At 56.3% G+C, this 26,560-nt stretch carries 18 protein-coding genes; 1 reads left to right on the top strand and 17 read right to left on the bottom strand.

The window, feature by feature from the left end; translation table 11 throughout:
* Nucleotides 1-17: 17 nt before the first annotated feature.
* Nucleotides 18-3,317 carry an efflux RND transporter permease subunit gene (locus CEE69_RS27965; protein ID WP_099263833.1) on the bottom strand — a complete coding sequence of 1,100 codons (3,300 nt, stop codon included), beginning with the start codon at nt 3,315-3,317 and terminating at the stop codon, nt 18-20.
* Nucleotides 3,318-3,369: 52 nt separating this feature from the next.
* Here CEE69_RS27965 and CEE69_RS27960 point away from each other — a divergent pair, with 52 nt between their 5' ends.
* Nucleotides 3,370-3,723, top strand: coding sequence for a four helix bundle protein (locus CEE69_RS27960; RefSeq protein WP_099263854.1), 354 nt, complete (start codon nt 3,370-3,372; stop codon nt 3,721-3,723).
* 37 nt (nt 3,724-3,760) lie between these two features.
* Here the strand turns inward: CEE69_RS27960 and CEE69_RS27955 are convergent, their stop codons facing one another.
* The 16 genes from CEE69_RS27955 to CEE69_RS27875 all read right to left on the bottom strand — a co-directional run bounded on the left by CEE69_RS27955 (nt 3,761) and on the right by CEE69_RS27875 (nt 26,092).
* Nucleotides 3,761-5,263 carry an efflux RND transporter periplasmic adaptor subunit gene (locus CEE69_RS27955; protein WP_099263832.1) on the bottom strand — a complete coding sequence of 501 codons (1,503 nt, stop codon included), beginning with the start codon at nt 5,261-5,263 and terminating at the stop codon, nt 3,761-3,763.
* 148 nt (nt 5,264-5,411) lie between these two features.
* Nucleotides 5,412-5,912 carry a hypothetical protein gene (locus tag CEE69_RS33395; protein WP_233215722.1) on the bottom strand — a complete coding sequence of 167 codons (501 nt, stop codon included), beginning with the start codon at nt 5,910-5,912 and terminating at the stop codon, nt 5,412-5,414.
* A 127-nt stretch (nt 5,913-6,039) separates the two neighbouring features.
* On the bottom strand, nt 6,040-7,557 hold the full coding sequence (locus CEE69_RS27945; RefSeq protein WP_233215721.1) for a TolC family protein: 1,518 nt from the start codon (nt 7,555-7,557) through the stop codon (nt 6,040-6,042).
* Nucleotides 7,558-7,738: 181 nt separating this feature from the next.
* On the bottom strand, nt 7,739-9,877 hold the full coding sequence (locus CEE69_RS27940) for a heavy metal translocating P-type ATPase (protein ID WP_158231087.1): 2,139 nt from the start codon (nt 9,875-9,877) through the stop codon (nt 7,739-7,741).
* Entirely contained in the window at nt 9,870-10,514 is a 645-nt protein-coding gene (locus CEE69_RS27935) for a cation diffusion facilitator family transporter (protein ID WP_174820141.1), read from the bottom strand. The genes CEE69_RS27940 and CEE69_RS27935 overlap by 8 nt, the downstream gene beginning before the upstream one ends.
* Nucleotides 10,511-11,770, bottom strand: coding sequence for a cytochrome P450 (locus tag CEE69_RS27930; protein ID WP_099263831.1), 1,260 nt, complete (start codon nt 11,768-11,770; stop codon nt 10,511-10,513). The genes CEE69_RS27935 and CEE69_RS27930 overlap by 4 nt, the downstream gene beginning before the upstream one ends.
* A gap of 65 nt (nt 11,771-11,835) precedes the next feature.
* Entirely contained in the window at nt 11,836-12,468 is a 633-nt protein-coding gene (locus CEE69_RS27925; protein WP_099263830.1) for a cation transporter, read from the bottom strand.
* Nucleotides 12,465-12,914, bottom strand: coding sequence for a thioredoxin family protein (locus CEE69_RS27920; RefSeq protein WP_199169972.1), 450 nt, complete (start codon nt 12,912-12,914; stop codon nt 12,465-12,467). Before CEE69_RS27920 ends, CEE69_RS27925 begins: the two co-directional genes overlap by 4 nt.
* Nucleotides 12,915-12,961: 47 nt before the next feature.
* Nucleotides 12,962-14,350: a PP2C family protein-serine/threonine phosphatase gene (locus CEE69_RS27915; protein WP_233215720.1), complete on the bottom strand. Its 1,389-nt coding sequence runs from the start codon at nt 14,348-14,350 to the stop codon at nt 12,962-12,964.
* 119 nt (nt 14,351-14,469) lie between these two features.
* Nucleotides 14,470-14,901 (bottom strand): hypothetical protein, encoded by a 432-nt coding sequence (locus tag CEE69_RS33390; protein WP_233215719.1) that lies wholly within the window; start codon nt 14,899-14,901, stop codon nt 14,470-14,472.
* Between the two features lie 527 nt (nt 14,902-15,428).
* Complete coding sequence (locus CEE69_RS27900; protein WP_099263829.1) at nt 15,429-18,536, bottom strand: efflux RND transporter permease subunit; 3,108 nt, start codon at nt 18,534-18,536, stop codon at nt 15,429-15,431.
* A 3-nt stretch (nt 18,537-18,539) separates the two neighbouring features.
* Nucleotides 18,540-20,024, bottom strand: coding sequence for an efflux RND transporter periplasmic adaptor subunit (locus tag CEE69_RS27895; protein ID WP_233215718.1), 1,485 nt, complete (start codon nt 20,022-20,024; stop codon nt 18,540-18,542).
* A gap of 190 nt (nt 20,025-20,214) precedes the next feature.
* On the bottom strand, nt 20,215-20,562 hold the full coding sequence (locus CEE69_RS27890) for a heavy-metal-associated domain-containing protein (protein WP_233215717.1): 348 nt from the start codon (nt 20,560-20,562) through the stop codon (nt 20,215-20,217).
* A 184-nt stretch (nt 20,563-20,746) separates the two neighbouring features.
* Nucleotides 20,747-21,109, bottom strand: coding sequence for an RND transporter (locus tag CEE69_RS27885; protein WP_099263827.1), 363 nt, complete (start codon nt 21,107-21,109; stop codon nt 20,747-20,749).
* 30 nt (nt 21,110-21,139) lie between these two features.
* Nucleotides 21,140-24,382: an efflux RND transporter permease subunit gene (locus tag CEE69_RS27880; protein ID WP_099263826.1), complete on the bottom strand. Its 3,243-nt coding sequence runs from the start codon at nt 24,380-24,382 to the stop codon at nt 21,140-21,142.
* Between the two features lie 12 nt (nt 24,383-24,394).
* Complete coding sequence (locus CEE69_RS27875) at nt 24,395-26,092, bottom strand: efflux RND transporter periplasmic adaptor subunit (protein ID WP_173402053.1); 1,698 nt, start codon at nt 26,090-26,092, stop codon at nt 24,395-24,397.
* Nucleotides 26,093-26,560: the final 468 nt, after the last annotated feature.

Here is a 26,560-nt window from a genome sequence, read left to right as displayed (position 1 = left end):
TCGGTCTCAGCAAATCTTCAATCTGCATTCTTCAATCTCCAATCCAAAAACGTCCAAAACAACGCCGGTCGAACGAAGAACTCCGCCAACGTGCTGGTCAACAATCCGCCAACGATCACGGTGGCGATGGGATACAAAATCTCTTTGCCGGGTTCGCCCGCGGCGAGTGCGAGCGGCAGCAAACCGATGCCGGACGTCAGTGCCGTCATCAGCACTGGAGCCATCCGTTCTTGGCCCGCGCGACGCACCATCTCACCCGTCCACGATTCGCCTTCGTGTTCGACCAAGTGGATGTAGTGGTTCAGCAGCAGGATTCCGTTGCGACTGGCAATGCCGCACAACGAGATGAAACCGACCATCGCTGCGACCGTCAGGTTTTGATCCGTGATGACGAGTGCCGCGACCGCTCCGATGAACGCAGTCGGCAACGCAACCAACACCTGCATCGAGAAGTTGACGTTGCCAAACAACGTGTAAAGCACCAAGAACATGCCTAGCAACGCGACGCCCGAAAGAATCATCAATCGACGCGTTGCCGATTGCTGGCTTTCAAATTGGCCGCCGTATTCGATGAAGTAACCCGGCTCCAATTCCAAATCTGTCAGTCGCGTTTTGATGTCGCTGACAACGTCCACGATGCCTCGCTCGGAAACGTTGGCTTGCAACACGATTCGACGCCGTACCTGTTCGCGCTTGATCATGTTCGGCCCGCCGCTCTCGTAGATGTTCGCCACCGCCTCAAGCGGCAACGTGCCTCCATCGGGAAGTGGGACGGCAAGACGCTTGAGTTTTGTGACGTCCTCGCGGTACGGTTCATCCATTCGTAGCATCAGATCAAACGTGCGTTGGCCGAGCAGAACTTGGCTAATGACTTGCCCGTTCATCGCGGTCTCGACCAGTTCCATGACGTTGGCCGGCCGCAGCCCGTTTTGCGTTAGAGCCTTGCGATTCAGCTCGATGCGAAGCTGTGGAATGTTGGTCTGCTGTTCGATCATCACGTCGGCCAAGCCCGGCACGTCCGCGATGCGTCTCTTCATCTCCTCAGCCTTGGTCCGCAACACGTCTAGATCGTCGCCGAAGAGCTTGATGCCGATTTGCGCCTTGACGCCCGAGATCATGTGACTGATCAGGTGCGCCAGCGGTTGCTCGGTACTCGACACCACGCCCGGAATGTCCTCCATCGTTTCGCGAATCTGCTGGATCGTGCCTTCGCGATCTGCGTCGTCAGCGATCTCCAAGAACAACTCGGTGACGTTGACGCCTTCGGCATGTTCGTCAAGCTCCGCTCGGCCTGTTCGACGCGCGACCGACTTGACCGATTCGATCTTCATCAACTCCTCTTGCACGCTCTGCCCGATCTGGTTGCTCGTCGCCAGCGATGTGCCCGGTGCAAGCAACGCGTTGACCTGAACGGCTCCCTCGTTGAACGGCGGCAAGAAGTCACGTTCGAGTTGCGAAACGGCGAACAACGCGAACGTCACCATGACGGCCGCAACGCCCAACACGGGACCGGCAAACTTGGTGCTGAAGTTAATCGCCAAACCGGCAATGCCTTTGAGTCCCTCCAGCAACCGGCCTTCTTCGGCTTCGGGACCACCCAGCAGTCTTTCGATCACTTGAATCAGAACCCAAACCACTGGCGTCAGGACGAGCGACCACCACAGTGGATTACCCGGCAGTTCAAACGGCAAGTGCAGAATGTGAATCGCTCGCGGGACGACCCAGTACATCGTTAGGGCAGCGATGCCGAAAGCTAGAATCGGTACCACGATTTGCCAGACGCGCTGGCCGACCAACAACAACGATGCCAGTACCGGCGTGACGGTCAGCGAGACGCCCAGCGACGCGATCAGGGAGACGACATACCCCATCGCCAACGGCACAAAGAGCTTGCCTTCCATCCCTTCGAGAGCAAACAGCGGGATGAACACCAGAACGACAATCGCCGTTCCGTAGACCACGCTGCTCCGTACCTCGATGCTGGCGTCGTAAACCACCGCAAGCGTCGGTCGTGGGGATTCGCAGTGGCGGTTCTCTTTCAAGCGGCGGAAGATGTTTTCCACGTCAACGATCGCATCGTCGACCAGTTCCCCGATGGCAACCGCTAACCCGCCGAGCGTCATGGTGTTGATCGACAGACCGAAAGCGGCGAAAACGCACGCGGTTGCGATGATCGACAGAGGAATTGCGGTGAGCGTGATGAACGTCGTGCGAAAGTTCAGCAAGAACAGAAACAAGATCACCAAGACCAGCACGCCGCCATCGGCAAGAGCTTCGACGACGTTGTCGATGGCTCGGTCGATGAATGATCGCTGCGAATAGACGTTGGCGATTCGGATGTCGTCCGGCAAGGACACCTTCAATTCTTCGAGCGCTTCGGCAATCGCTTGATCGACGGCGCGAGTGTCGCTGCCGGGTTGCTTGTTGATGGTGAGAACCACTGCGGGGCCGCCTTCGACTGTTCCGTCGTCGCCACGAAGATACGCGGACGAATCGCCACGCATGACTTGCGGGCCTTCAACAACTCTGGCGACGTCACCCAAAGTGATCGGGCGACCGTCCCGCAATGTGATCGCAATCTCTTTCAGGTCGGCGAGGCTGGTGATTCGCCCGAGTCCACGAACCAGCAACTCGTTCGCACCACGCTGATCCAGGTAGCCGCCGGTCGCATTCAGGTTCGACTCACTGACGGCCGTGTGGACATCGTCCATCGTCAGTCCGAATTCACGCAGCGCGTCGGGATTCACCAGGACTTGATACTGCATCCGGCCGCCGCCCATCGAAAAGACTTGCGACACACCGGGTATCGTCAGCAACCGCTGCCGAACGACCCAGTCGGCGAGAGTGCGAACCTCCATCGGCTCGGTCTCACCGCCTTCGCTCCACATGCCGTACATGAGAATCTGTCCCATGATTGACGAGATGGGTGCGAGTGTCGGTTTCACGCCGTCAGGCAATTGCTCAGCGGCAAGTTGCAAACGCTCGTTCACGACTTGCCGGTCGTTGTAGATGTCCGTGTCCCACTCGAACTCGACATAGATCACCGACAGACCGATGCCGCTGCTGCTGCGAACTGCTTCGACTCCGCTGGCACCATTGAACGTGGTCTCCAACGGAAACGTGATCAGCGTCTCGACTTCCTCTGGTGCCATCCCCGGCGCTTCGGTGATGACCACCACACGCGGCCGGTTCAAGTTTGGAAACACGTCGATCGGCAATTGCAAGGATTGCCACGCACCAACGCCCAGCATGATCGCGGCAACCGCGAGCACGATCAGTCGATTGTTCAGCGAGAAGTGAATGATTCGGTCAAGCATTGTAGATTGATGATTGGAGATTGCAGGTTTTTTCGTGGAAACGGAGACAGCGATGAATGATGTTGAATTGAAGAAGCGAACGAAGATGCTTGCTTTGCGGGTGCTGAAACTGATTGCGGCGTTACCTCAAACGACTGGCGGTCAGGTCATTGCGAAACAAATCGTGCGGAGTGCGACGTCGGTTGGTGCGAACTATCGGGCCGCGTGTCGTGGTCGCTCCAAAGCTGAGTTTGTCTCCAAGTTGCAAATCGTTATCGAGGAAGCCGACGAAACCTGCTATTGGCTGGAACTCATCATTGAAGGAGAACTCCTCCCTGCCGCCAAAGTTGAGCCACTCCTCGACGAAGCCAACCAAGTCACCGCGATCATGGTCGCCTCACGTAAATCAGCAACAACCAAGCCCTAACTCAATCTCCGATCTGCAATCAACAATCTCCAATTCCTCAGTGGTTGTGCCCTGCGTGGGGATCAATGGCTCCGCCCGCCTGGTTCTTCATCGCCATCTGCAATTGATGAGCACCGCTAACGGCAATCGTCTGACCGGGCCAAACTTGGCCGTCGTTCTTGATCGCGACGTTGACGCTGTCCGACGCAATGACTTCCACCGGAACACGATCAAAGTGATCTCCGTTCTCGACGAACAAGAATCGCTCGGGGCCTTCTTCGGCAACCGCGTCCTTGGGAACAACAATCGCGTCCACGACTTGCGACTGTGGGAGCCGAACGGTTAGTCGTTGGCCGGGCTTGTATCGCCAACTGACGTAGCGTTTGTCGCCACGCTGTTCGCTGCGTTCGATCTCATTGGTCAGTCCGACATAGAACGGCAGCGACCGTGATTCAGTACCGACTTCGTTTCCGATGTAGACCACGTTCAATCCCGTGATCGTTTCGACTTCGTCGCCCGCACCGGTCATCGTGGCTTGCAATTCGGCACCCGAATCGGCGGCCTTTCGCAACAGACCTGCGTCACGCTGGTACGCTTGGCCTTCGATTAGCAAGCGGCTGTAATTCGACAGCTGCGCGATCTGCTGACCGGCGCTAACAGATTCGCCGCGTCGAACACTCAGTTCTGTGACCAAGAACTCAGCGTCAATGTGATTGTGCGAATGCAGCGACATCGGCGGTGGTTGCATTGCCGCTAATCTTGCACTCGGGTTGCCCGAGACTCGGTTGTTCGCTTCGCCCAGCGATTCGTGATGCAGTGAATTGTCTTCTTCGACCAAGGGGGCCGTCACGACGACTTCGCGGACCAACGTGCGAGTGCGTTCGATGCTTGCGATTTGGTCTTCACTCAAACCGTGCAGCAACATCGACTGCTTCGCCGCACGGATTTTCGCCTGCAATTTGTCGCGTTCGTACTCGCGGGTTATTCGCGTTTTCCCAGCGATCGCGCCCGAACGGGACGCCGAAGTCAGCCGCTGAATCTCCCGCTCCTCGACATTCAGTTGCCCGAGCTGCGAGAGGAAGTCTTCTTGCGTATTGACGAGGTCTTGGTGCGTCAGCCGAAGCGTGAACAACGGCTCGCCGCTCTTAATCATCTCGCCACGAGAGATATTGATCTTGTTAATGACGCCCGTCAGTGGCGACGTGATCGACACATGCGTTTCACCGGGCCAGCGCGTCACCATGCCGGGGACCTCGATGTAGCTCGTGTACGGACCAACGGTGACGGCCTCAGTCTTCAACCGCAAGTTCGCACGAGCCTGCTGGCTCAATTCGATCGACTGACCCGCTTCGTGACCATCGTGATCATGTCCGGCATGGTCGTCGCCGCCGTGGTCATCGTGTTCACCTGGACCGTGATCGTGACCCGCGTGCGGATCAGACTCATCGACCGCAGTGGCAACGAGGCCAAGTTGTTGTGGATAGTCGGTAAAGGCGAACGCGCCGACGACGATCGCGATTGCCATCGCCAGGATGGTCAAAACGGGGCCGCGCAGGCGCATTAGCCAATGCTCTTAGCGTGGACATGCAAACACATTGATGATTTGAGATTGAAGAATGTAGATTTCAAAAGAGGACTGAAGGATTCAACAATCTGGCGACGCGCAAACGCCTTTCCAAATCGTCAATCTTCAATCAACAATCTTCAATTCAAATGATCCACGTGCAGAGAGAAGCACAGTGAGAGAGAGAGTCCGTCGCGACCCGCGGCGATCGCTGTTGCAATCGACGAGTCGAAAGTGAACTAATGAAGCCGATCATCGGATCGTGCTCGTAGGTCACAAACGCGACTAATGGAGCATCAATGATGAAGACGACATCGCTCGAAGGCACAAAACTGCATTCGACGACGCCATGGCACCCCGGATGGTTTCCATCACAGGGTTGCGACTCGCAGGCACAACACGGAGCCGCTAACTCGATCGCATTGTGGATCGAATCCACCGTCTCTTCTTCACCCAAGCAATCATGCTCGTGATCGTGGCCACACACGTGATCGTCGTGGACACTTGGTGAATCAGCCGCTGAACAGGTGTGCTGGCATCCGTCATGGTCGTGATGTCCACACGCGGCAGCGTGATGCAGCGAACACCCGAAAATCAGGTGCAGCAGCAATGCGGCGACGGTAGTGAGACGACAAACGACAGACACAAAAACATCCTTCGGGTACGGTACAACGGTATTATCGGTCGATACGGTGGAAACGACCATACCAGTCCAATAGTAATGTCAAACTTTCGTCAGATTACGCATCTTCTGGTGGCGGTATCGCGGGCCATCACAGGCTCAGAGTCACCAACAGGCCTTCGATTTCCGCAGCAGCCTGCTTGGCTTGTCCGGCGGCATCCAAGACGTTCAATTGAGTCGTGAAGAGTGTTCGCTGTGCTGTTAACAGTTGTAGGAAATCGGTTTCACCCGCGTTGAACGCTTCCAGCGACAGCTCGTAGGTTTCCTCCGAAGTTGGCACGACGGATTCTTGCAAACGCTCGTACCTTTCCAACGCGACTTGATAGCGACCGACGGCTTCGGCAAGCCGGGCTTCCAGGCTGAGCTGTGCGTTTTGCATCGCGGCTGAAGCGGCAGCGATGTCGGCGCGGGCACTGCGGATGTTGCCCTGATTGCGATTGCGAATGGGAAGCGGAACGCTAACGCCAATGACGGCAAACGTGTCGTCCGAGGATGCGTCGATGCCAACGCCGAGCGTCGCTGTGACGTTTGGGGTAACTTGGGCACAGGCGAGTTGCAGCGACCACTTGGCTCGCTCTAATTCTGATCCGGCTCGTGCCAATTCGGGGCTACTGGCTGAAATTTCGGCGAGCAGCGCTTCCCATGGTGCGGCGATCAGGTCGTCACCCACATCGCCGCTGAGCGGCCCCGCTGGCAGTGCTTGCACCCCGGCCGCCGCAGCGAGTGTCCGCAGATTGGCTTGCAATTGCGTTTCGGCATTCTCCGCCGTGATCCGCGCTTGCTCGGCTTCGACGCGAGCCTGCAACAAGGCGATCTTGGAGACCTCTTCGGCTTCCAGCAAAGCGTTGACCGACTCGATCGACTTTTCGGCAAGTTCGACAATCTGGTCGGCAATCTCGGCTCGTTCTTGAGCCACGACCGCCGCCGCAAACGCAGCTCGAACGCGTGTCAAAACGCGAAGCTCCGCGATCCTCAATTCGGCCTGCTGTTTTTGAATTTCACGGGCCTGAACCTGTTGAGCAATCCCCAGCTTGTTGGCTGTGACGAATTGCTGAGACATCTGCACCGAATGCAGACCGCTGGCACCTTCGTTACCAACCTCCTCGGATTGATATTGCAGCACCGGATTGAACGGCAGACCTGCTTGGACATATTGCCCACGAGTCGATTCTACACGAGCACGAACTTCCGCGATGGCCGGATGCGAACCCAACGCCATCGACTCGATCGACTCGAGCGTCAGTCCAGCATGTTGATCAAAACCATAGGAATACTGGTCCACAATGACCGGCGGGTTTGCAAGCGTCTCGGTCGTCGCGTTCAACTTCATCACGTCGCGAAGGGATGCCGGATCGTTGGCAGATCCACCATCATCCGAAGCGACATCTTCAAGCTCGACGCCGAGTTCGTCCAACTCGTTAAGGTCTTCAACCCGCAAGTCGTCAGCGTCACCCTCATCGGTGAACGCGACCGTCCGAACCGCAGCGGGTTGCTGAACAACCTGCGTTTGGTTCGTTGCTGGGACGTAGTCCCTTGGTGTCGGTTGAGTGAAATGCTGCCCGACGGTCTGACAGCCAGTCGTGAAACCCAAAGCCGCCAAAAGCAACAAGCGTTTTGCTCACCGTCGGTGCGTACTGGTCCTATCGTTCGCGATCACCGCGTGTTTCTCCGTGTAAATACAGACCAGCCCACCTATTCCATCGGACGGGCAAGACCGGTTTGTTAGTTGCGATCCGGTGTGTACGAGCATCCGTTAGAATTCGCATTCGGGTCGTAACGATTGTGCCGGCTTACCCGCGGAGCAGCCTCAGACCGTTGGCGATCACCAACAGCGACGCTCCCATGTCGGCGGCGATGGCGGCCCACAGTGATGCCACTCCCGCCAAGGTCAGCACGACGAACAATGCTTTGATTGCCAGTGAAAACCAAATGTTCTGGCGAATGATGGACAACGTTCGTCGCGAGTGCTCGATCAGCCAAGGTAGTTTCGACAGGTCGTCGGACATGAGGGCGATGTCTGCTGTTTCAATCGCGGCGTCGCTTCCCGCCGCTCCCATCGCAAGTCCCAATGAAGCCCGGGCTAGAGCGGGTGCGTCATTCACGCCATCGCCGATCATCGCGACATGCTCGTAACGTGAAACGAGTTGTTCGACCGCCGCGACTTTGTCTTCAGGCAACAACTCCGCGTGGACTTCGTCGATACCGGACTCCTTGCCGATCGCTTTGGCGGTGCCTTCGTTGTCGCCGGTCAACATCACGATCTGTTTGATGCCGACTTGGTGCAAAGTCTTGATTGCCTCTCGAGTCTCGTCACGGATGGCATCGGCGAGCGTGATAAAGCCGCAGACGTGCTGGTCATTGCCGATCACGACGACGGTTCGCCCGGCCTCCTGCATCGCTTCAAGTTGTTGGCGAACTTCCGGGGTTTCCTGTCCGCGTTGTTCCAGATAGCGATGCGAACCGAGCCAGAAAGTTTTTCCGTCGATGACTCCGGTCGCCCCCTTGCCTTGAATCGTTTCGAACGATTCGGCTGGCGGCATCGTCATGCCACGTTTCTTGGTTTCATCAACGATGGCTCGTGCGAGCGGATGGTTGCTATTGAGTTCCAAGGCTCCGCCGCGCGTTAGCAATTCTTCTTCGTCGTGGTCGTTCATCGGAACGACGTCGATGACTTCGGGGGCACCCTTGGTTAGCGTCCCGGTCTTATCCATCGCGATCGCGACCAGCTTACCAGGTAGCTCGATGAACACGCCGCCTTTAACCAACACGCCATTGCGTGCAGCGGCGGCCAGCGATGCGACGACCGACACCGGTGTAGAAATGACCAATGCACATGGGCAGGCGATGACCAGCAACACCAGCGACCGATAGATCCAAACCGACCATGGTTGTCCGAGCAGCAAAGTCGGAATTAAAAGCATCAACAACGCGACCGCCATCACCACCGGTGTGTAGACCGCGGCAAACTTCTCTACCCACTTTTCTGACGGAGCACGCTTCGATCCGGCGTCGCCGACCATTTGAATAATGCGGGCCAACGTCGTGTCTTCAGCGGCTTTGGTGCTTCGCATTTCCAGCAAGCCGTCGCCGTTAATCGTTCCAGCGAACACCTCACTACCGACCTGCTTTTCGACTGGCACGCTTTCGCCGGTGATCGGTGCCTGATTGACGTCGCTAATGCCCACGGTGACTTCCCCATCGAGCGGTATTTTCTCGCCCGGTCGAATGATCAGGGTCGAACCAACCGGCACCTCGGCAGGAACAACGTCGCGGACTTCTCCAGATTCGTGTCGCAGGTGAGCGACCGGCGGCGTCAGGTCCATGAGCGAAGCGATCGCCCGTCTAGCCCGACCGATGCTCCATGATTCCAGCAACAACGACAGCGAAAACAGGAATGCGACCGCCGCTCCCTCAAACCATTCGCCGATCGCGATCGCCCCGATCACCGCGACCGACATCAGCAAATTCATGTCAGGCCGCAAGGTGACCAGTGCTCGCCAAGCTTTCGGTAGCACCAAATACAGTCCGGCCAAAATTCCGATCAGGTAGCAAACGATCGCGGGCGTTGCGACGGCCCCGTCGAATCCGCCTGAGAGCAAATGAATCACCAGCCCGATCCCGCCGAAAACACCGCTGATCGCGGTCATGATCGCGCGTTGATGGCTTGCCCAGAACGATCGTCTGTCGGATGACTGTTGAGAGCTCTCCCATGTCTCGGCCTTCAACCCCGTCCGCTCGATCGCGGCCAGCACATCCCCGGCGGTAACATCGACGCCATCAAGATCAACGGTCAGTCGCCCATTAAGCAAGTCGAAACCCAAACGCTCATCACCACCGAGCAGCGGCACCAGTTCGCGTTTGATCAACGATACTTCTTCGGCACAATCCATGCCGTGAATTTTAAGTTGCATGTTGTTTGTATCACTCATCGTTGTCTTCCTCGTCGATTTGAACTTGCCATGCGTCGCGTCCAGACTCGTAGGCTTCCCAAGCCACATAGGGAACGATCAACAGTGCAGCCACCGGATCGGCCCACCACCAACCTTGCCACTGCACCAGACCGACGCCGATCAGCACGACAATGGTTTGGTACTCGCAGATCATCGTGTCAATGGCGTCGTATTTCAGAGTCGCCGAATCGGTCTTCTTGCCGTAGCGATACTTGCCCCATGCCAGCATCGGGTTGACGACCAACGACACCAGCAAGATGCCAATGCCCCACCACGACATCGACGCAGTTTCTTGGCTGATGAACTTGCTGATCGCCTCGTAACAGATGAATAAGACAGCAATCGTAAAGGCACCCGAGAGAACCCCTAACGCGATCTTCTTTCTCTTCCGCTTGTCTCGCTCGTTGATACCTTTGGCTTCGCCGTTCAATTGCCAGATCATGAACGCGGCGGAGTTCGCTTCGACGATGCTATCGACGCCCCAACTGATCAGCGCCGAACTGCCCGTCATGAATCCGGCCGTTAGCGAAATGGTCACTTCGGTGATGTTGTAGATCAGGCTGGCAATTTCGACATTGCGACCCCGGCGTATCAATTTTGCTCGTTCCTCGCTCATCGCACTTCTCTTAGCAGTTGAATGTTCGTCATGGCAAAGTGGTCAGCGGGAATGGCGGGAAGTCGATCAATCGCAATTTGCAAATCCTGTTCCGGGATCTCGTAGCTGCATCGGTTGACGAGCACGTCGGTGGCCGCTTTCATTTGCTCGATCGCGATCCATTCGCCGGGGCAGCGGTGGTTCTGGTAGTGATCGCCGCCGCCTTGAGGTATCAAGGTGAATGGATTCCCGTCCCATTCGCGAAAACGGGATGGTCTGAACGATTCTGGCTGGTTCCAAGGACGTGGATCATGGTTGGTGCCGTATAGGTCCAGCAGCACATTCCGACCGCTCGGAAAGTGGTAACCGTGCCACTCGAATGATTCTTTCACCTTTGCTCCGGCAAACGGAAAGAATGGATAGTAACGCCGGACCTCCTGCACAAAGCAATGCAAATCATCCGTGGAGCCATCGCGAAGTTGTTCGCGAATCACAGGATGCTCGTTCAAGGCGTGCGCACACTGAACGATGTAAGCCGACACGGCGACCGTTGGACGCAAAATGTTGTTTAGCTCGACCGCAGCGATTTGAGCGTCGAGCAAGTTTCCATCGAGATCGCGATGGTTGGCGACGATGAATGCGGCGGTGTCTTCGAGGGGTTGATAGGTTCCAGCACGAATTTGTTCGATGATTCCACGCAGCCAAGCCTCGTTGCGTTTGCGTGCGATCCTTGCCCACCAATGGTTTGGACCAATACTGCCTGCATAGTCAAAAAGCGCCGCCAGCTCGCTGGTCCTGCGATCCACATCGGCGGGATCGAGCGGCACGCCTGCCCACTGACAAACCGCTTCGGTGAGAACTTCCTGAGCCTGTCGGTAAAGCACGACCTGATCCATGCGTGACCATTGCAGAATTCGACGGTTCCAGATGTCGCGAGCAAGCTGCGTCAGTCCGCCGATCTTGTCTTCGGTCAGCAACGACATGAACATCATCTTGCGATGGCGGTGGGCGTTCCCGTCCATGCCCTGCACCCCACCGCGGCCAAACAAGGTCTTGGCAATCCGTGATGGCGCCACACCGACGCGGGAGAATCGCGAAGTATCGTAGAAAACCCTGGCGGCTTCCTCGCCTCGAATGCAGATGACCTTTTGAAGCAACAGCCGGGTTTCGAACGCATCCGAGCCGTGTCGCTCACATTGCTTGGAGATAAAACGATAGGGATCGCGGGCGAGAGCAAGCGTGTCGTCGAAGGAAGTATTGCTGGGCATTCGGGTCATGTTTCGTCCTCGAAGTTTCAATAAGTTTCACTTGTGTTCGTTCGTTCAATTATTTGCGGCAGGAATCACTTTTCCGTCGCTGCCAATTCCGCCGAGCCGCTTTGCTTGGCCTCTTTTGCACTTGACAAAATCTCAAAACCACCTTTGACCACGATTCCAGCGACGAGCACTCCGATCACCAAATCGGGAACTTGTGACCGAAAGAAAATGACGGCAATACCGGATAGCACAATGCCAAGGTTGGCGATCATATCGTTGGTTGTAAAAATCCATGAGGCATTGAGATGAACACCCTCATCTCGATGAGATCGAAGCAGTCGCAGGCACACCAAATTGGTCGCAGCGTTGATGATTGCCACGACAATCATTGCCCAGCCGACGGGTTCGGAGCCGGAAAGGAAGCGGCGTACCACGTCCACCACCAAGCCGACGGCCATGGCAACCAGTAAAACGCCCGATAACTTGGCGACGCGTGATTTTGCGGTGGCTGAACGACCTACCGCGTACAGACTTGCGAAATAGACAAACGAGTCGCCGAGGTTATCCAGCCCCGCGCCTAACAATCCTGTTGATTGAGCGAGGAAGCCGACGATCCCCGCCAGTAATGCCTGAGAGAAATTAATGAGCAGCACCCAAATGAGCGTCCGACGCTCATTTTCGTTATCCGGATCGTCTTGACTCTTCTCAACGTCGCTCATTGCTCGGCTCTCGTTTGATCACGGATGTAGACTCCGATCGCATCGTTCAAGTATTCTTTCGATTTCAACCCGACCAGACGCTCTACTTCTTTCCCATCCACAAAAATCAGCAGCATTGGGTATTTGTCGATGTGGTACTTTTCCTTGATGAACGGGTTTTGCTCGATATTGAGTTCTGCGACTTTGACTTCGCCGGACAACTCCGATGCAAGTTCACGAATCGTCGGCTTCATGGCGATGCAAGGTTGACACCACGGTGCCCACATGTCGACCAGCACCGGAAACTCGCTCTCGATGACCTCGCGCTGAAAGTTGGCGTCGGTCAACTCGACGGGAGTGACTCCGCTCAGTCGAACTTTCTCGTCCGTAGCTGGCGACTCGCTGCGGTCGCACCCGAACATCGCAGCCGACAAGACGCCAAACGTTAATAGGCAGATTGTTCGCATGTTTCTAATTCGTATTTGGTTCACGACTCTCTCCGCTAATTGGCATCTCACGCGACCGCCTCACGCATAATCCGTAGGTGATCCGGATGAAAAACCTCTAATCTTTGTCTCCCGACCGAATCACACTCCAAAGCCAGGATCGTTACATCGTCATCCGGCGATAGGTCACCTGCATGCTGTCCAAGGTCGCCGACCAGACGGTTTAGGGAATCGTCCAGCGGTTCATTCACGCTCCCTGCGAATATCTCCGCGATCCTGCCACGTCCGAACTGTTGCTCATTCACGTTGTGCGACTCGGCGACGCCATCAGTGACCATCAACAGCCGGTCCCCTTTCTGCAGCCAATGTTCTGTGGTCTCCCATCGTGAGTCAGTGTCAATCCCCAAGGGCAGACCGGTCGACTCGAGCGACTTGGGGCCAACCTTTGAAAGCAACGTGACCGGTTCATGGCCCGCGCTGGCGAATTGCAGATGCCCCGTCGCAGGGTCCCAACGAAGGACGGCAGCGGTGGCGAATTCACTGTCCATCAGATAGCCAGGTAACATCACATTGACACGTTCCAGCACTTCGCCCGGACTTCCACCACGCATCGACGCCGTGTCAAATAGCATTTTCAAAATGGAGGCATTCATCGCAGCCGGAATGCCGTGGCCAACAAGATCGGTGATGTAAATCAGCCAGGCATCGTCCGGCATTGCGACGATTCCGTAAATATCTCCAGCAACGTCCTCTGCGGGCTGATAGTGTGTCGAAATTGTCAGCCCGGGAACGGTCGGCGACTGCGGCAAAAGGTGTCGCTGAATCTTCTCGGCACGACGCATGTCTAAGGCTCGCCTCTGTTCGGTGATCGCTAGGGATTCGCTCATGTCGGCAATGGATTCGCTAAGAGTGTTTAACTCTCGGCTGACGCATTGGATTTGTGGAACGGCCAAACGATTTTCGCTGATCCGCTGCACGGCACTGACCAGTGAACGCGTTGGCTTAATAATCAGTCGAACCATCGCGAGGTTCACAAGGACGGTTGCGATCGCGGCAAGGCCAAGTAGACTCAGCACGTGAGTGATGATCTCCATGCGAATCGCACGACGGACATCGGCTGCCCGTTCAGAAATCTCGACGCGAACCGGCCCGGTCGCGAAATGACCGACGACCCCAACTTGATCCGAATTCGCCCAATCCTTTTTCACGCGTTTGGATTCCGATTCCGGCAACAGATTCGTGTTTGAATCGGAATAGTACTGCAGGTTTTGATCCTCCCAGCCAATGTGGATCCATCGCGGCGAAGCTTTCTGTTGCGACGAATCTAAATGGCTGCCGGCAAGCAACTGCTGAATCGTTTGCGAGTTCGGCGGCTGATCCAACGCTAGCAGCGCGCTGCCGATCAGGGATGCCTGCTCGCTGAGTGCTTCACTTCGTTCGCTGGTAGCGCGATTCATCTCCATTCGATGATCCAGGACAGCAAGTACTGCCACGAGCAGAACCAGTGGAACATTGACGGCGGCAAGTAAGAGTGTCGCGGTTGAGAAAGACCACTTCGGTCGGTTTGATGTTGTCTTCATCCTTGAACCCCCGCCAATCGTTGATGAACGACCCTAACGAGTTCCTCGCTACTGAGCGGATTGGAAAGCCCGACTTGACCATCGTCGGAAAAAGAGACCTGTAGGAAATCGAGTAGAACCGTTGGGATCGTCTCGATGGCATCGTCCTTGAACATCACGTCAATCACGCCGTCACCCTGTCCCCACGGCAAATTGATTTCGATCACAAGCACCGCGAACTTGTTGGTTCGCAAATGCTCAAGGCACGTCACACCGTCGCCGGACTGAGTGACCAAATAGCCAGCCGCGATGAGTTGACCTGAATACTGGGCACGGCGTGTTTCGTCGTGGACACAGAGTAGCAAGCACTCTCGGTCATCTACTTGGTTATCGTTGTCCGGGCAAGCCAAAGACGGAGAATGGTAACTACGTTGAGGTATTGTTTTCATTGAACTGCTTTCCTGAATGGTAAATGATGATGGATGCGTTTTCTGATTCAGGAAAGCCATCAGACCAGGTATCGTGACAGTCGAGAGCAGAGGTCCTTAGGAGATTCATATCGTTGACGTTGCAGCCACCCGATCCTCGACGACCGCGTCTGAAATAGATCCGAGTCGAGATGGGCATCGATTGGCGTTGTGAGCAATGGTGGTGAGCTTGGATCGACCTGGCTTCGCTTGTAATTCGGCCAAGCCCACCAGAAACAAGCGGACTCCTGGCACCATTGGCACGGACAATGTTCCGAGCCGTTCGAGTCGGTCACATCCGTGTCGCAGCATGAACCAGAGCACATCGACGCCGATTGGAAACAGATGTCGCCACACGCCGCACACGCATTCACACTCAGCGTCGCCAAGAGGCAATGACTGATGAGCACCATGACGAGTACGATGCGAGAGGAGAATAAAATACGAATTGGGTTCAATTCAGATGCCTTGGAATGATTGCGATTCTTTCATTTTTGTTCTTCATATTTTTATACCTGGACGGCGTCTTCGCTTTTGGGTTCAAACCAACGGTAGATCGCGGGCAGAACGACCAACGTCAATAGACTGGAGGTGATCACACCGCCAATCACCACAGTTGCCAGGGGACGTTGCACTTCCGCGCCGCTGCTGGTCGAGATTGCCATCGGGATGAACCCCAAGGCATCGGTGGTGGCGGTCATCAGAACGGGACGCAATCGGTCCATTGCTCCGTGATACACGGCATCGCCAACGGATTGCCCGCGCTGCCGTAGATGACGCACATGTTCGATCAACACGACGCCGTTCATCACCGCGATCCCGAACAGGGCGATAAACCCGACGCCAGCGGAAATTGAAAACGGCATCCCACGAATCCACAGTGCGAAGATGCCACCGGTCGTTGCAATGGGAACGTTCAGAAAGATTAGCAACGCAAGCTTGCTGGAGTTAAACGTCATGTAAAGCAACGATACAATCAGGAACAACGCCAGCGGGACGGCGATGGTCAGCCGAGCGGTTGCCTCTTGCAGGTTCTTGAAACTTCCCCCCCAGGCGATGCGGTAACCGGGTGGCAATTCGACTCGCTGGTCAACCGCTTCCTGTGCGTCGGCGACGAAGCTAGCCAAATCTCGACCGCGAACATTGACTTGAATCAAAAAACGGCGGCGAATTTGGTCGCGACTGATCTGAGCGACTCCCGGCGCGACGGTAAGCCTGACAAGTTGTTCCAACGGAATCTGTCGGCCCTCCGCGTCAGCGACCTTGATCCGCTTGAGCATTTCCACATCTTCACGCCATTTCGGCCCCAAACGTACTTGCAACGGGAAGCGACGTTGGCCTTCAAACACGGTCCCGACCTGCTTGCCGCCGATAATCGAGATCGCATCGAGAACATCGCGGGCATTGATACCGTACCGGGCGATCTGGTCGCGGTTGATCTGCATTTGAATGTAGGGCAAGCCGCCCGTCTGCTCCGGCTGGACGTCTCCGGCCCCGGGTACTTGTTGGACGACTCCGGCGATCTTGTTGCCGAGCGTCTTGAGCGTTTCCAGGTCGTCACCGTACAGGCTGATCCCGACGTCGCTGCGCACGCCGGCAATCAATTCCTGAACTCGCAATTCGATCGGCTGTGTAAAGCTAAAATTGTTCGCCGGGATTTTCCGCTCAAGTGCCTCTTTCATCGTGGCGATCATTTCCTCTTTGCTTGCGAATCGCCACTGGTCCTTGGGTTTCAGGATGACAAAGATATCGCTCATCTCCACACCCATCGGGTCGGTCGCAATTTCCGGACGTCCGGTCTTGGAGATCACCGACTCCACTTCATCGGGAAACTCATCGAGCAACAGGGTTTCGATGTCCGTGGTAATCTCCACGGATTTCTCCAACGACACGCTTGGTAATCGTACGGCTTGCACCGCAATATCACCCTCGTCGAGCTTCGGTACAAACTCGGCACCAAATCGGCTGGCGATGACCACGCCCATCCCAAAAGCAACCGCGGCGATCAGGAAGGTGGGCAACGGCCGGGCGATTGCAAGCCGCAATACTGGTGCGTAGCCGCGTTTGCACCATCGGACCAAGAACGCGTCCTTTTCGTTGAACTTCCGGGCCAGGAATAGTGACGCCAGCATGGGGATGACGGTCAGTGCCAGGATGAGGGCACCGATCAAGGCGGACATAAAGCTGAAGGCCATGGGACGGAACATTTTCCCCTCGATACCTTGCAGACTCAGGATCGGCAGGAAGACAATGATCACGATCGCACCGGCAAACAGGATCGGCCGACCCACTTCGTGTCCCGCTTCACGGAACACATCCAATCCCGCTTTTTGGAGCTCTGGGTTGCGACGCTTCGCCTCGCGAACTTGGCGGATCGCGTTTTCCGTCATGACGACCGCCCCGTCAACGATGATGCCAAAATCGAGGGCACCCAGGCTCATCAGGTTTGCCGAGACGCCGAAGGCTTTCATTGCGATGAATGTGAACAGTGCCGAGAGCGGAATCGCCGAGGCCACGATCAGCCCGGCACGCCAATCTCCCACCAACAAAAACAGCATGATGATGACCAGAATCGCGCCACCGCTGATATTCTCGGTGACGGTCTCGATTGCCCGGCGTACCAAGTCGGTGCGATCGTAGAACGGATCGATATGGACGCCCTCGGGCAGGCCTTTACCAATCTCGGCCACCTTTTGCTTGACCCGATCCACAACGACGCGAGAGTTCTCGCCGATCAACATCATCACAATGCCCGCGACCGCCTCCCCCCGACCGTCACGGGTGATATAGCCTTGACGCAGCAGCGGCGCGAAATGGACATCGCCAATGTCACTGACACGAACCGGTGTCCCGTCGGCACGCGTGTCCAGCACGATATCGCCAATGTCATCCAATGAACCAACAAGCCCCTCGCCACGAATCAACTGTTGTTCGTCGTTATGCAGGATATACCCGCCGCCGGCGTTGGCGTTGTTGAGTCGCAGCGCGTCGAAGACACGACTCAACGGGATGTTGTAGTTAAGCAGGGATTCCGGGTTAATTTGGACCTCATACGTCTTCAGTTCACCACCAAAAGTATTGACCTCGATCACACCGGGAACGCTGCGTAATTGAAACGCCACTTGCCAGTCCAGGATCGTGCGCAAATCCTGAAGGCTGTAGTCATACCCCGGCTTGGCCCGTACCTCGAACTGATAGATTTCACCCATCCCGGTGGCAATCGGCCCCATCCTCGGCTCGCCCAACCCCTCGGGAATTTCCTGCCGCGCCTCGATCAACCGTTCGCCCACCATCTGGCGCGCCCAGTAAATATCGGTCCCTTCCTCGAACACGATCGTCACGTTTGACAGCCCGAACCGAGTGACACTCCGGATCTCCTTGACCCGCGGGATACCGCTCATCGACGTTTCAACGGGAAACGTCACGAACTGCTCCATCTCGACGGGAGCGAGTGATGGTGAAGTCGTCAGCACCTGAACTTGCACGTTGGTCAAGTCGGGAACCGCATCGACCGGCAGCGTCGTCATCGACCACCCGCCGACGGCGATCAATAACACCACCATCAGCAAAACGACGAAGCGATTATGGAGAGAGAAATCAATGATGCGGTTAATCATCGTTCAGTCATCATCTCCAATCTCGTCCTTCATCAACTCGGACTTCAGAACGAATGCGCCGGAGGTGACGACGTTATCATCCGCGTTCAATCCCTCTTCGATCGCGATCATGCCATCGGCGATGGGACCAACCACGACAGGCACCTTGCGAAATTCGGTCTCGCCCACTTTGACAAACACCGTTTGCTCGCCTTTCACCTCCTGAACCGCGGTGGCGGGAACCGCGAGCACTTCGGTGGAGGCTTCACCCGGTAGGTTGATTTCCACAAACATGCCTGCTTTTAGATGATTGTCGGGATTGGCGGTGACCGCCCGCAGCAGCAGCGTTCGCGTGTCGGCGTCCACAACGTCACCCCGATAAAAGATCTTGGCTTCATGAGTGTGGTCCGCTGCCGCGCTGCCACTGACTGCCCGAAATTGAATCGTGTCGCCCAGCAGCTCGATATTCGGAAGGTCTTTTTGATAGATATCAGCTTGCACCCAGACGGAGGACAAATCAGCCAGGCGGAACATCTCGGTGTCGGTCCCCACGCGCTCGGCAAGCACGACGTTCTTGGAAATGATGGTTCCCGCAAACGGCGCTCTTACGACGAAATGAGAGATGCATTCTTCGGGATCGAGCGGCTTGAGGTCTCGCAACTGTTCCTCGAAATAGCCCAAGATGCTGAGCTTCGCCATCGCGACGTCGACGGCTTGGCGGGCTTGCCGCAACGCTTGTTCGGTTTGCAGGGCATCCTGAGGGATCGAGAACCGCAATTGCTCGACCACGGCCTTGTAACCCGCCTCGGCAGCTCGAAACTTCGCCTCCACTTCGATCAACTGTTTCCCGGCCACCGCTCCGGTTGCAGCCACCGGTTTGAGTCGCTCATAATCGGCACGAGCGCGGATCAATTCAGCGTAGGCGGTCAACAACTGCTCGCGATACTTACCGATCGGCTTATCACCAAGCACCTCGTTGATCTCTTCGACAGACTTGTTCGCATCAAGCGCGTCAAGCAATTCGTTGGCATTCTTTTTGACTTCTTGCGCGAAGTCGTTTGCCTGCTTGGCAAACTCTTCCTGCAAGCGGGCCTGATACAACTCCAATTTGGCCGTGCCGACTTCGCGACTGTCGATGACGGCCAGAATTTGATCTTTCTCTACTCGCTGTCCGAGATGCACTGGCACCTGATAGGCGACTCCTTCGGTAATGGAATAGATATGAGCGACCCGGTCCTCGTTTAAAACAACCTTTCCGGTGGCCCAGGTACTGACGGCCATCGCTTTCTCTTGAACCGGCCCGACTTTCAGTCTCGCGGATTCCCACATCGCCTTGGGAAGATTGACGACGTTCTCATCGCCCGCAACGGATTCCTCCGAGACCTCGGTCGCCCGGTCATCGATTGTGTTCGATAACTGTTGGTGCGACAAAAAGTAAAAAACAATTCCACCACCGGCGACCGCAGAAAGCAAGTATCCGATCGCGATCATGACGCGGCGTGATTTCATTTTGTTTTTCGTGCTGGGCATGGTCGTATCGTGTGGTCATGGACGCCGGGAGCGTCTGATTTAGTTCATCCGAATTCTTCGGCAAGGGTGACAGTGGTTGGGTTCGACTGCGTGAGCAATCTGGAAAAAAGCCGCTGGAGCTGGGGGCAAATCCAGCACCAGCGGCCACGCGATTTATTCAAACTGAAGACTATTGCTTCGGTTTGGACGTGAACGTTCCGCTCGGTCCGACGAGCTTCACGGGTTCCTTACCAGCTTTCTCGATCGCTTCCCACAATTGGAGGGGCGACAGGGTCGCGCTGCCCTTGGGGACGACGATCGCGGTCTTGGACTCGACGTCCGTCTTGACGCTTTCGACGCCGGGAACTTCGTTCAACTTGGCCGCCACCTTCTTGGCGCAGTTCTCGCAGGTGAGAACCTTCAAGGTGATGGTGGTTTTGGTCGTCGAAGCACCAGCGGCATTGGCCACTCGGCTTTGGGCGGTCATGCAAACGGCAAAGGCGAACGTCAGGGCAAGGCAGAGGGAGGTGCGGTACATTTTCAGATTCCTTCCAGGTAACAGATTGTGGTTTTCAAAATGGTCAGTCCTTTCGGATGGGGGCTGAGTGTCACATGGCGATCTCCTTTTGAGTTGGGAGTTGGGACGAAAGAGTGACTGGGAGCGAGCGTTTTCAACGGGCTGGTCGAAGCCACCACACCCCCAGCCACTTGGCTCGAGCAAATTACTCGGTCGGTTCGGGCGGTTGGTGACCGGTCTTCGCTTCGTAACGTGCGACAAACTTTTCGGCGCGTTTGGGGCTGCAAATGAAACACTGCGACTCGGGGCGGTCGTGCTCGTCGCACCAATCGCCCGCTTCCTTGAACTCGGACACCAGCGTTTTGTCGCATCGGGGACATTCTTCCTCGGGCACGCCGTGCTCCACACACCACCAACCGCCGTGACTGTGGTCCACATTCGTGGCCGCGACGGGGTCAGCCGTTCCCGGTTCAGTGACAACGTCGTCTTTGTTGCATCCGGCCAGTCCGATGGCTGCCGTTACCAGCAGACCCAATGACAGACCGCGTCCATTCATCATCCAATTCATTTTGTTCTCCTTCGGCGCGGGGCCGAATTTCTAGGTGGTAACCGTCGTCGGTTCGGACCATCGTTGTGACTCTCGCTCATGCGAAGCATCAAACTCCAGTCCGGCCTCCGGGTCGGTCGGTTCTTCCGGTTCAAGACGATGACCGTCATCGTCTCCTCCATCTTCATCTTGGCTCTCGGTGGGCATGTTGAAGACCACGTAAAGCACACGAAGTACAAGCAGGCTCATGATCATGGCGCTACACACGCCACCGATCACGACCGTCGCCAGCGGCCGTTGCACTTCCGCTCCCATGCCCGTGCTGAAGGCCATCGGCACAAAGCCGAGGCTGGCCACCAACGTGGTCATCAGGATTGGACGCAATCTTGTCATCGCCGCTTCCTCGACGGCTTCATCCAGCGAACGGCCACGCCGCCGCAGTTGCCGAATGGTTGAAACCAGCAGCATGTCATCGAGCACCGCAACGCCGGACAGGGCGATGAACCCAACGGCCGCCGAAATCGAAAACGGCATGTCGCGAATCCACAACGCCAGCACGCCGCCGATCCACGCGAAGGGAACGCCCGTGAACACGCGAAACGAGTCGATCCAGTTGCGGTACGTCGTGTAGAGCAATGCCAAAATCAACAGCAGCGCGATCGGCACCACAATCATCAACCGCGTCTGTGCTCGCTCGAGGTTTTCAAACTGCCCGCCCCACTCGATGCGATAGCGACCGGCGGGCAATTGAACCTTGGCATCGACGACTTGCTGTGCCTCGGCGACGAAACTGCCAAGGTCGCGGCCACGCACATTCGCCTCGATCGTGATGCGACGTTGATACCAGTCGCGTTTGATCGTGTTGAAACCTTCCACACGTTCAATCGAGGCCAGTCGGGAAAGCGGAATGCGTTGGCCCGACGGCGTCGCGACCAAAATTTCACCGATGGCTTCCGGGTCAGACCTTGCTTCTTCTGGCAATCGAATCACCAACGGAAATCGCAGTTGCCCTTCGTAGACTTCGCCGACATGATTGCTTCCCAAGGAGCGGACGATGTTCATCACCGTGCTGGCGGGGATACCGTAGCGAGCGATCTGATCCTGTTTGACTTGAATTTGCAAAACCGGCTGACCTGATATCTGCTCGATCTTCACGTCCGAAGCCCCGGCAATCGAATTCAATGCCCGTTCAATCTCGATTGCTTTCTCGTTCATCAGATCGAGATCATCGCCGTACAGGATTGCCGCGACGTCCGAGCGAACGCCCGAGATCATCTCGTTCATTCGCATCTCAATCGGTTGCGACAACGCCAAACGCGGCCCCGGCAAATCGCGAAGCTCCCGTTGCACCAGAGTCGTCAGTTCCTCTTGCGTTTCCGCCCGCGTCCATTGCTCGCGGGGATGCAGCGTGATGAACAGGTCGGTAAGTTCAGTCCCCATCGGATCGGTGGCGACTTCGGCGGTCCCGATGCGGCTCCAAACTTGGTTGACTTCGTCAGGGAACTTTTCCAGTAGCACCTGCTCCATCCGCGTGTTGTAACGCATGGATTCTTCAAGCGGCGTGCCCGCCAAACGCACAACATTGAGCGTAATGGCTCCTTCGGAAAGTCGAGGCACGAACTCGCTGCCGAGGTTAGGTGCGACAAGGGTGAAAACGCTGACCAACAACAGCACGGCCGAACCAATCACGAACGCCTTGTGATGCATGGTGAACCGCAGCACCGGGGCGTACAGCCATTTCAGAACGCGGATCAACCAAGGTTCCGTTTCCTTGATGTTTTTGGGCAAAAAGATGCTCGCCAAAACGGGCATCAACGTCAGCGAAAGAATCATCGAACCGGCGAGTGCCATGATGACGGTCAACGCCATCGGCCTAAACAGTTTTCCTTCGATGCCTTCCAGGGTCAGGATCGGCAAATAGACGATCATGATGATCAGTTCGCCAAACATCGTCGGCTTGCGAACTTCAATGGCTGCATCGCGAATAATCTCCAAGCGGCTCTTACCGTCCCGGTTGTGTGCTAAATGCCGCACGCAGTTCTCGATCATCACGACACTGCTATCGACAACCAATCCAAAGTCGATCGCACCGAGACTGAGCAAACTCGCGGCGATGCCAAACTTCAACATTCCCGAAAATGCGAACAGCATCGACAACGGAATCGCCAAAGCCACGATCAACCCGGCTCGCAAATTGCCAAGGAAAATGAACAGGATGGCGATGACCAGCAAACCACCCTCGAACAAGTTTTTCTGCACGGTGTGAATCACATGGTCGATCAACTCGGTCCGGTCGTAAACCGTTTGAATCGTTACACCGGCAGGCAGTGTTTCCTTGATCTGTTCGAGCTTTTCCTTCAGTGCCCAAGTAACCTCGTCGCTGTTCTCGCCCATCAGCATGAACCCGAGACCGAGCACGGCTTCACCTCGACCGTTGGCCGTGACCGCACCACGACGAATCTCATGACCGATCTGCACCTCGGCCACGTCCCGAACGCGAACCGGCACACCGTCTTTGGCCGTGACGATGACTTCTTCGATTTGTGCGATGTTCACCGTCCGGCCAACGCCATGGACCAACAGCATCTCACTGCCATCGGTCACCGTACCGCCGCCGACGTTTTCATTGTTCTCCTGAATTGCCTCGCTAACTTGCTCGAACGTCAGTCCGTATTTGAGCAGTAGGTCCGGGTCGATCCGCACCTGATACTGCTTTTCGTATCCGCCCCAACTGTTGACTTCCGCCACGCCACGCACCGAACGGAGTTGTGGCTTGATGACCCAGTCATGAATCGTGCGAAGTTCGGTCAGTTGCTTAACGCGTTGCTCTCGCGACACCTGCGAAAGATCAACGCCTTCGTTGACCACGACGTAGTGAAAGACCTCACCCAGCCCAGTCGATACAGGCCCCATTTGGGGCCGCCCAATTCCGTCGGGTAATTCGACTGTGGAAAGCCTTTCGTTGATCAATTGCCGAGCGAAGTAGATGTCGATGCCATCATCAAAGATGACCACGACTTGCGACAACCCGAACTTGGAAATCGAGCGCAGTTCGTGTAGTCCCGGCAAACCGCTAATGGCTTGCTCGACGGGAAAGGTGATTTGGCGTTCAATCTCTTCGGAGGCCAGTGACGGCGCAACCGTGTTGATTTGAATCTGTACCGGAGTCGTATCGGGAAATGCGTCAATGTCGAGTTGTTGCAGCGAGAAACCGCCGACAACCGCAAACAACAACGCCGCCACAATCACCAACCCGCGGTGCTTGAGCGAAAAATCAATCAGCCAATTAAGCATCCGTGCTCTCCTTTATTCAGCGACGCAGTCGCAGCCTGCACCAAGATTGTTTTTCAGTAACTGCGCCTTTAGCACGTCGCTACCAGCGGTCGCGATGACCTCGCCGGGCAGGACACCGGAGATGACTTCCGTGACGTCGCCGTTTTGGGCACCCAATCGAACCGAGCGGACGTGGAACAGCTTGTAGCTGTCGGGGCCGGAGAAATAATCCTTGTCGCGAACAAAGACGACTTGGCAACAGCCTTCCCAATGTGACGCTCCGGTCGGAATGACAATCGCATCGGCTTCCTCACGCAGGATGATCTCTCCCATGCCGAATGTTTCGTTGCGAAGCCGCCCGCCATCATTGGCCAGCACCGCCCGCACCTCCAACATGCGAGTGTCTTGATCGGCCGACGTGTCGATCCAGTCCAGCACGCCTTCGACGTCCTGACGACTGCCATCGGGCGTGAATCGGATGCGTTGTCCGATTGCGATTTGGTTCATGTTTTCCAGCGGCACGCTTAGTTGCAGCCACATCTGGCGAGTGTCACCGATTTGAAACAGCATCCGCGACGGATCGACCACCTCACCCGGCGTCACTGTTCGCTCGATTACGATTCCATCCATCGGCGACGCGATCGGCAGCAAGTTGGCAGTGGCACTTTGTGCATCTAGTTGCGAGCGGATTGACGAAGGAATGCCGATAAACCGCAGTTCGTCGAGCACCCATTGTTCGTCCATTCCCCGAAGCCGTTTGACGTCAACCGGCAACCCCAGATTTCGCAACGATTGCTCCGCACTCAAGACATCCGCTCGTGCCTTTGCCAATGCCGCCTCGGCATCCAGAACTCTCGCCCCCGCAATCGCGCTTCGTGCCGCCGTCAAACGCGACACGTTCTGTTGTTGCAAATTTTCTTCGGCAAGCGAACGAAGCAGCGACGTTTTTAATTCGCCGACCCCGACGGCATCGACGACCGCCAGCACCTCGCCTTCGGAAACCTTGTCCCCCACGTTCTTGAAAACTCTCCAAACGCTGCCCGGCACGCGAGAGGCCAGTTTGGCTTGCCGCGTCGGGTCGTAGACAATCTCACCATTGCCGACGATCGACTCCACGATCGGATGCCGCTCAACAAGTTCGACATCAACGCCCGCCTGCATCACAGCTTCAATCGACGCGAACTGAATCCGCGTTTGGTAGAGGTTGCAACCACTGTTGTTTTCCTTGCGCGGGGCAATCGCCAACGCACGGGCCGCACGCTGCAAGTCCGCCGCAAGCTCGCCCCGCGATGGCGGCTGCTTGAGCTGCGCGACATCGGGATGATCCAGCACGCAGTTGTGAACGCCATGATCCGAACACCAACCGTAGTCTGGTCCTTTTGCCATCAACGTCGGATCGCACTCGACGCAAATGGACTCCGGCACCGCGTGTTCTTCACACCAATCATCGACAACCGGTTCGACTTCGCCGGTTAACGCGGCGAATTTGGGAATCCGCCAATCGTTGTGATGCCCATACCAAAACACGGCAGCGAAACCGGCCAGAACCAGCGTCGGTCCGATACTACCGAGCACGAACGAGATACTGCGGCGAACGGGACCGCGAGGTTTCGATTTCCCGTCCTGAGTAATTTCAGTTTTGGCGTCTGGAACCTTGTGTCCGTTGACGGACGGCTTCACGGGTTCTTGCCGAGGACTTTTTCTCGGCGCATGGGGAATCGGATGACTCATTGGAAAACCTTGCTGGCTGAAGACGGTGCAAGCAGCGCACGCAACAACCGCGAGCGCATACAACGACTAAAATCGCAGCCAACCAGAAGGGAGAACCCAAGCGCGAAAATCCGTAGCCGGAATTACAAACCGAGTTCGCCGGTCAGCAGACGAAGAGACCTAGTCGCGGCTTAGAGCAGCCAAGAAGAGTGCGCGACGCGCACCGAGCGACCCGTCAAAAGATCGAATGGATGAGGCTGATGCTCGAATCGAGAAACCAAGACCTCGGAGAGATCAAGCGTCTCCCATTTCAGCGGAGCGAGATCCAAGGCGAGCTGAAAATCAGCCATCGTCCGATGGTTCAGCTCAGGCGTGACCTGACACTCGCATCCCGTTTCGCAAGGGCAAGGCGGATCGGCTGGTGGAACGCCATCATCATCGCAAGGCGAGTTCTGTTCACCAGAACAGCCGCAAGAATGATGCTCAACT

This window comes from Rhodopirellula bahusiensis, from assembly GCF_002727185.1.
GTDB lineage: Bacteria > Planctomycetota > Planctomycetia > Pirellulales > Pirellulaceae > Rhodopirellula > Rhodopirellula bahusiensis.
The sequence above is the reverse complement of the archived record's forward strand: the minus strand, read 5'-3'. Positions and strand labels throughout refer to the sequence as shown.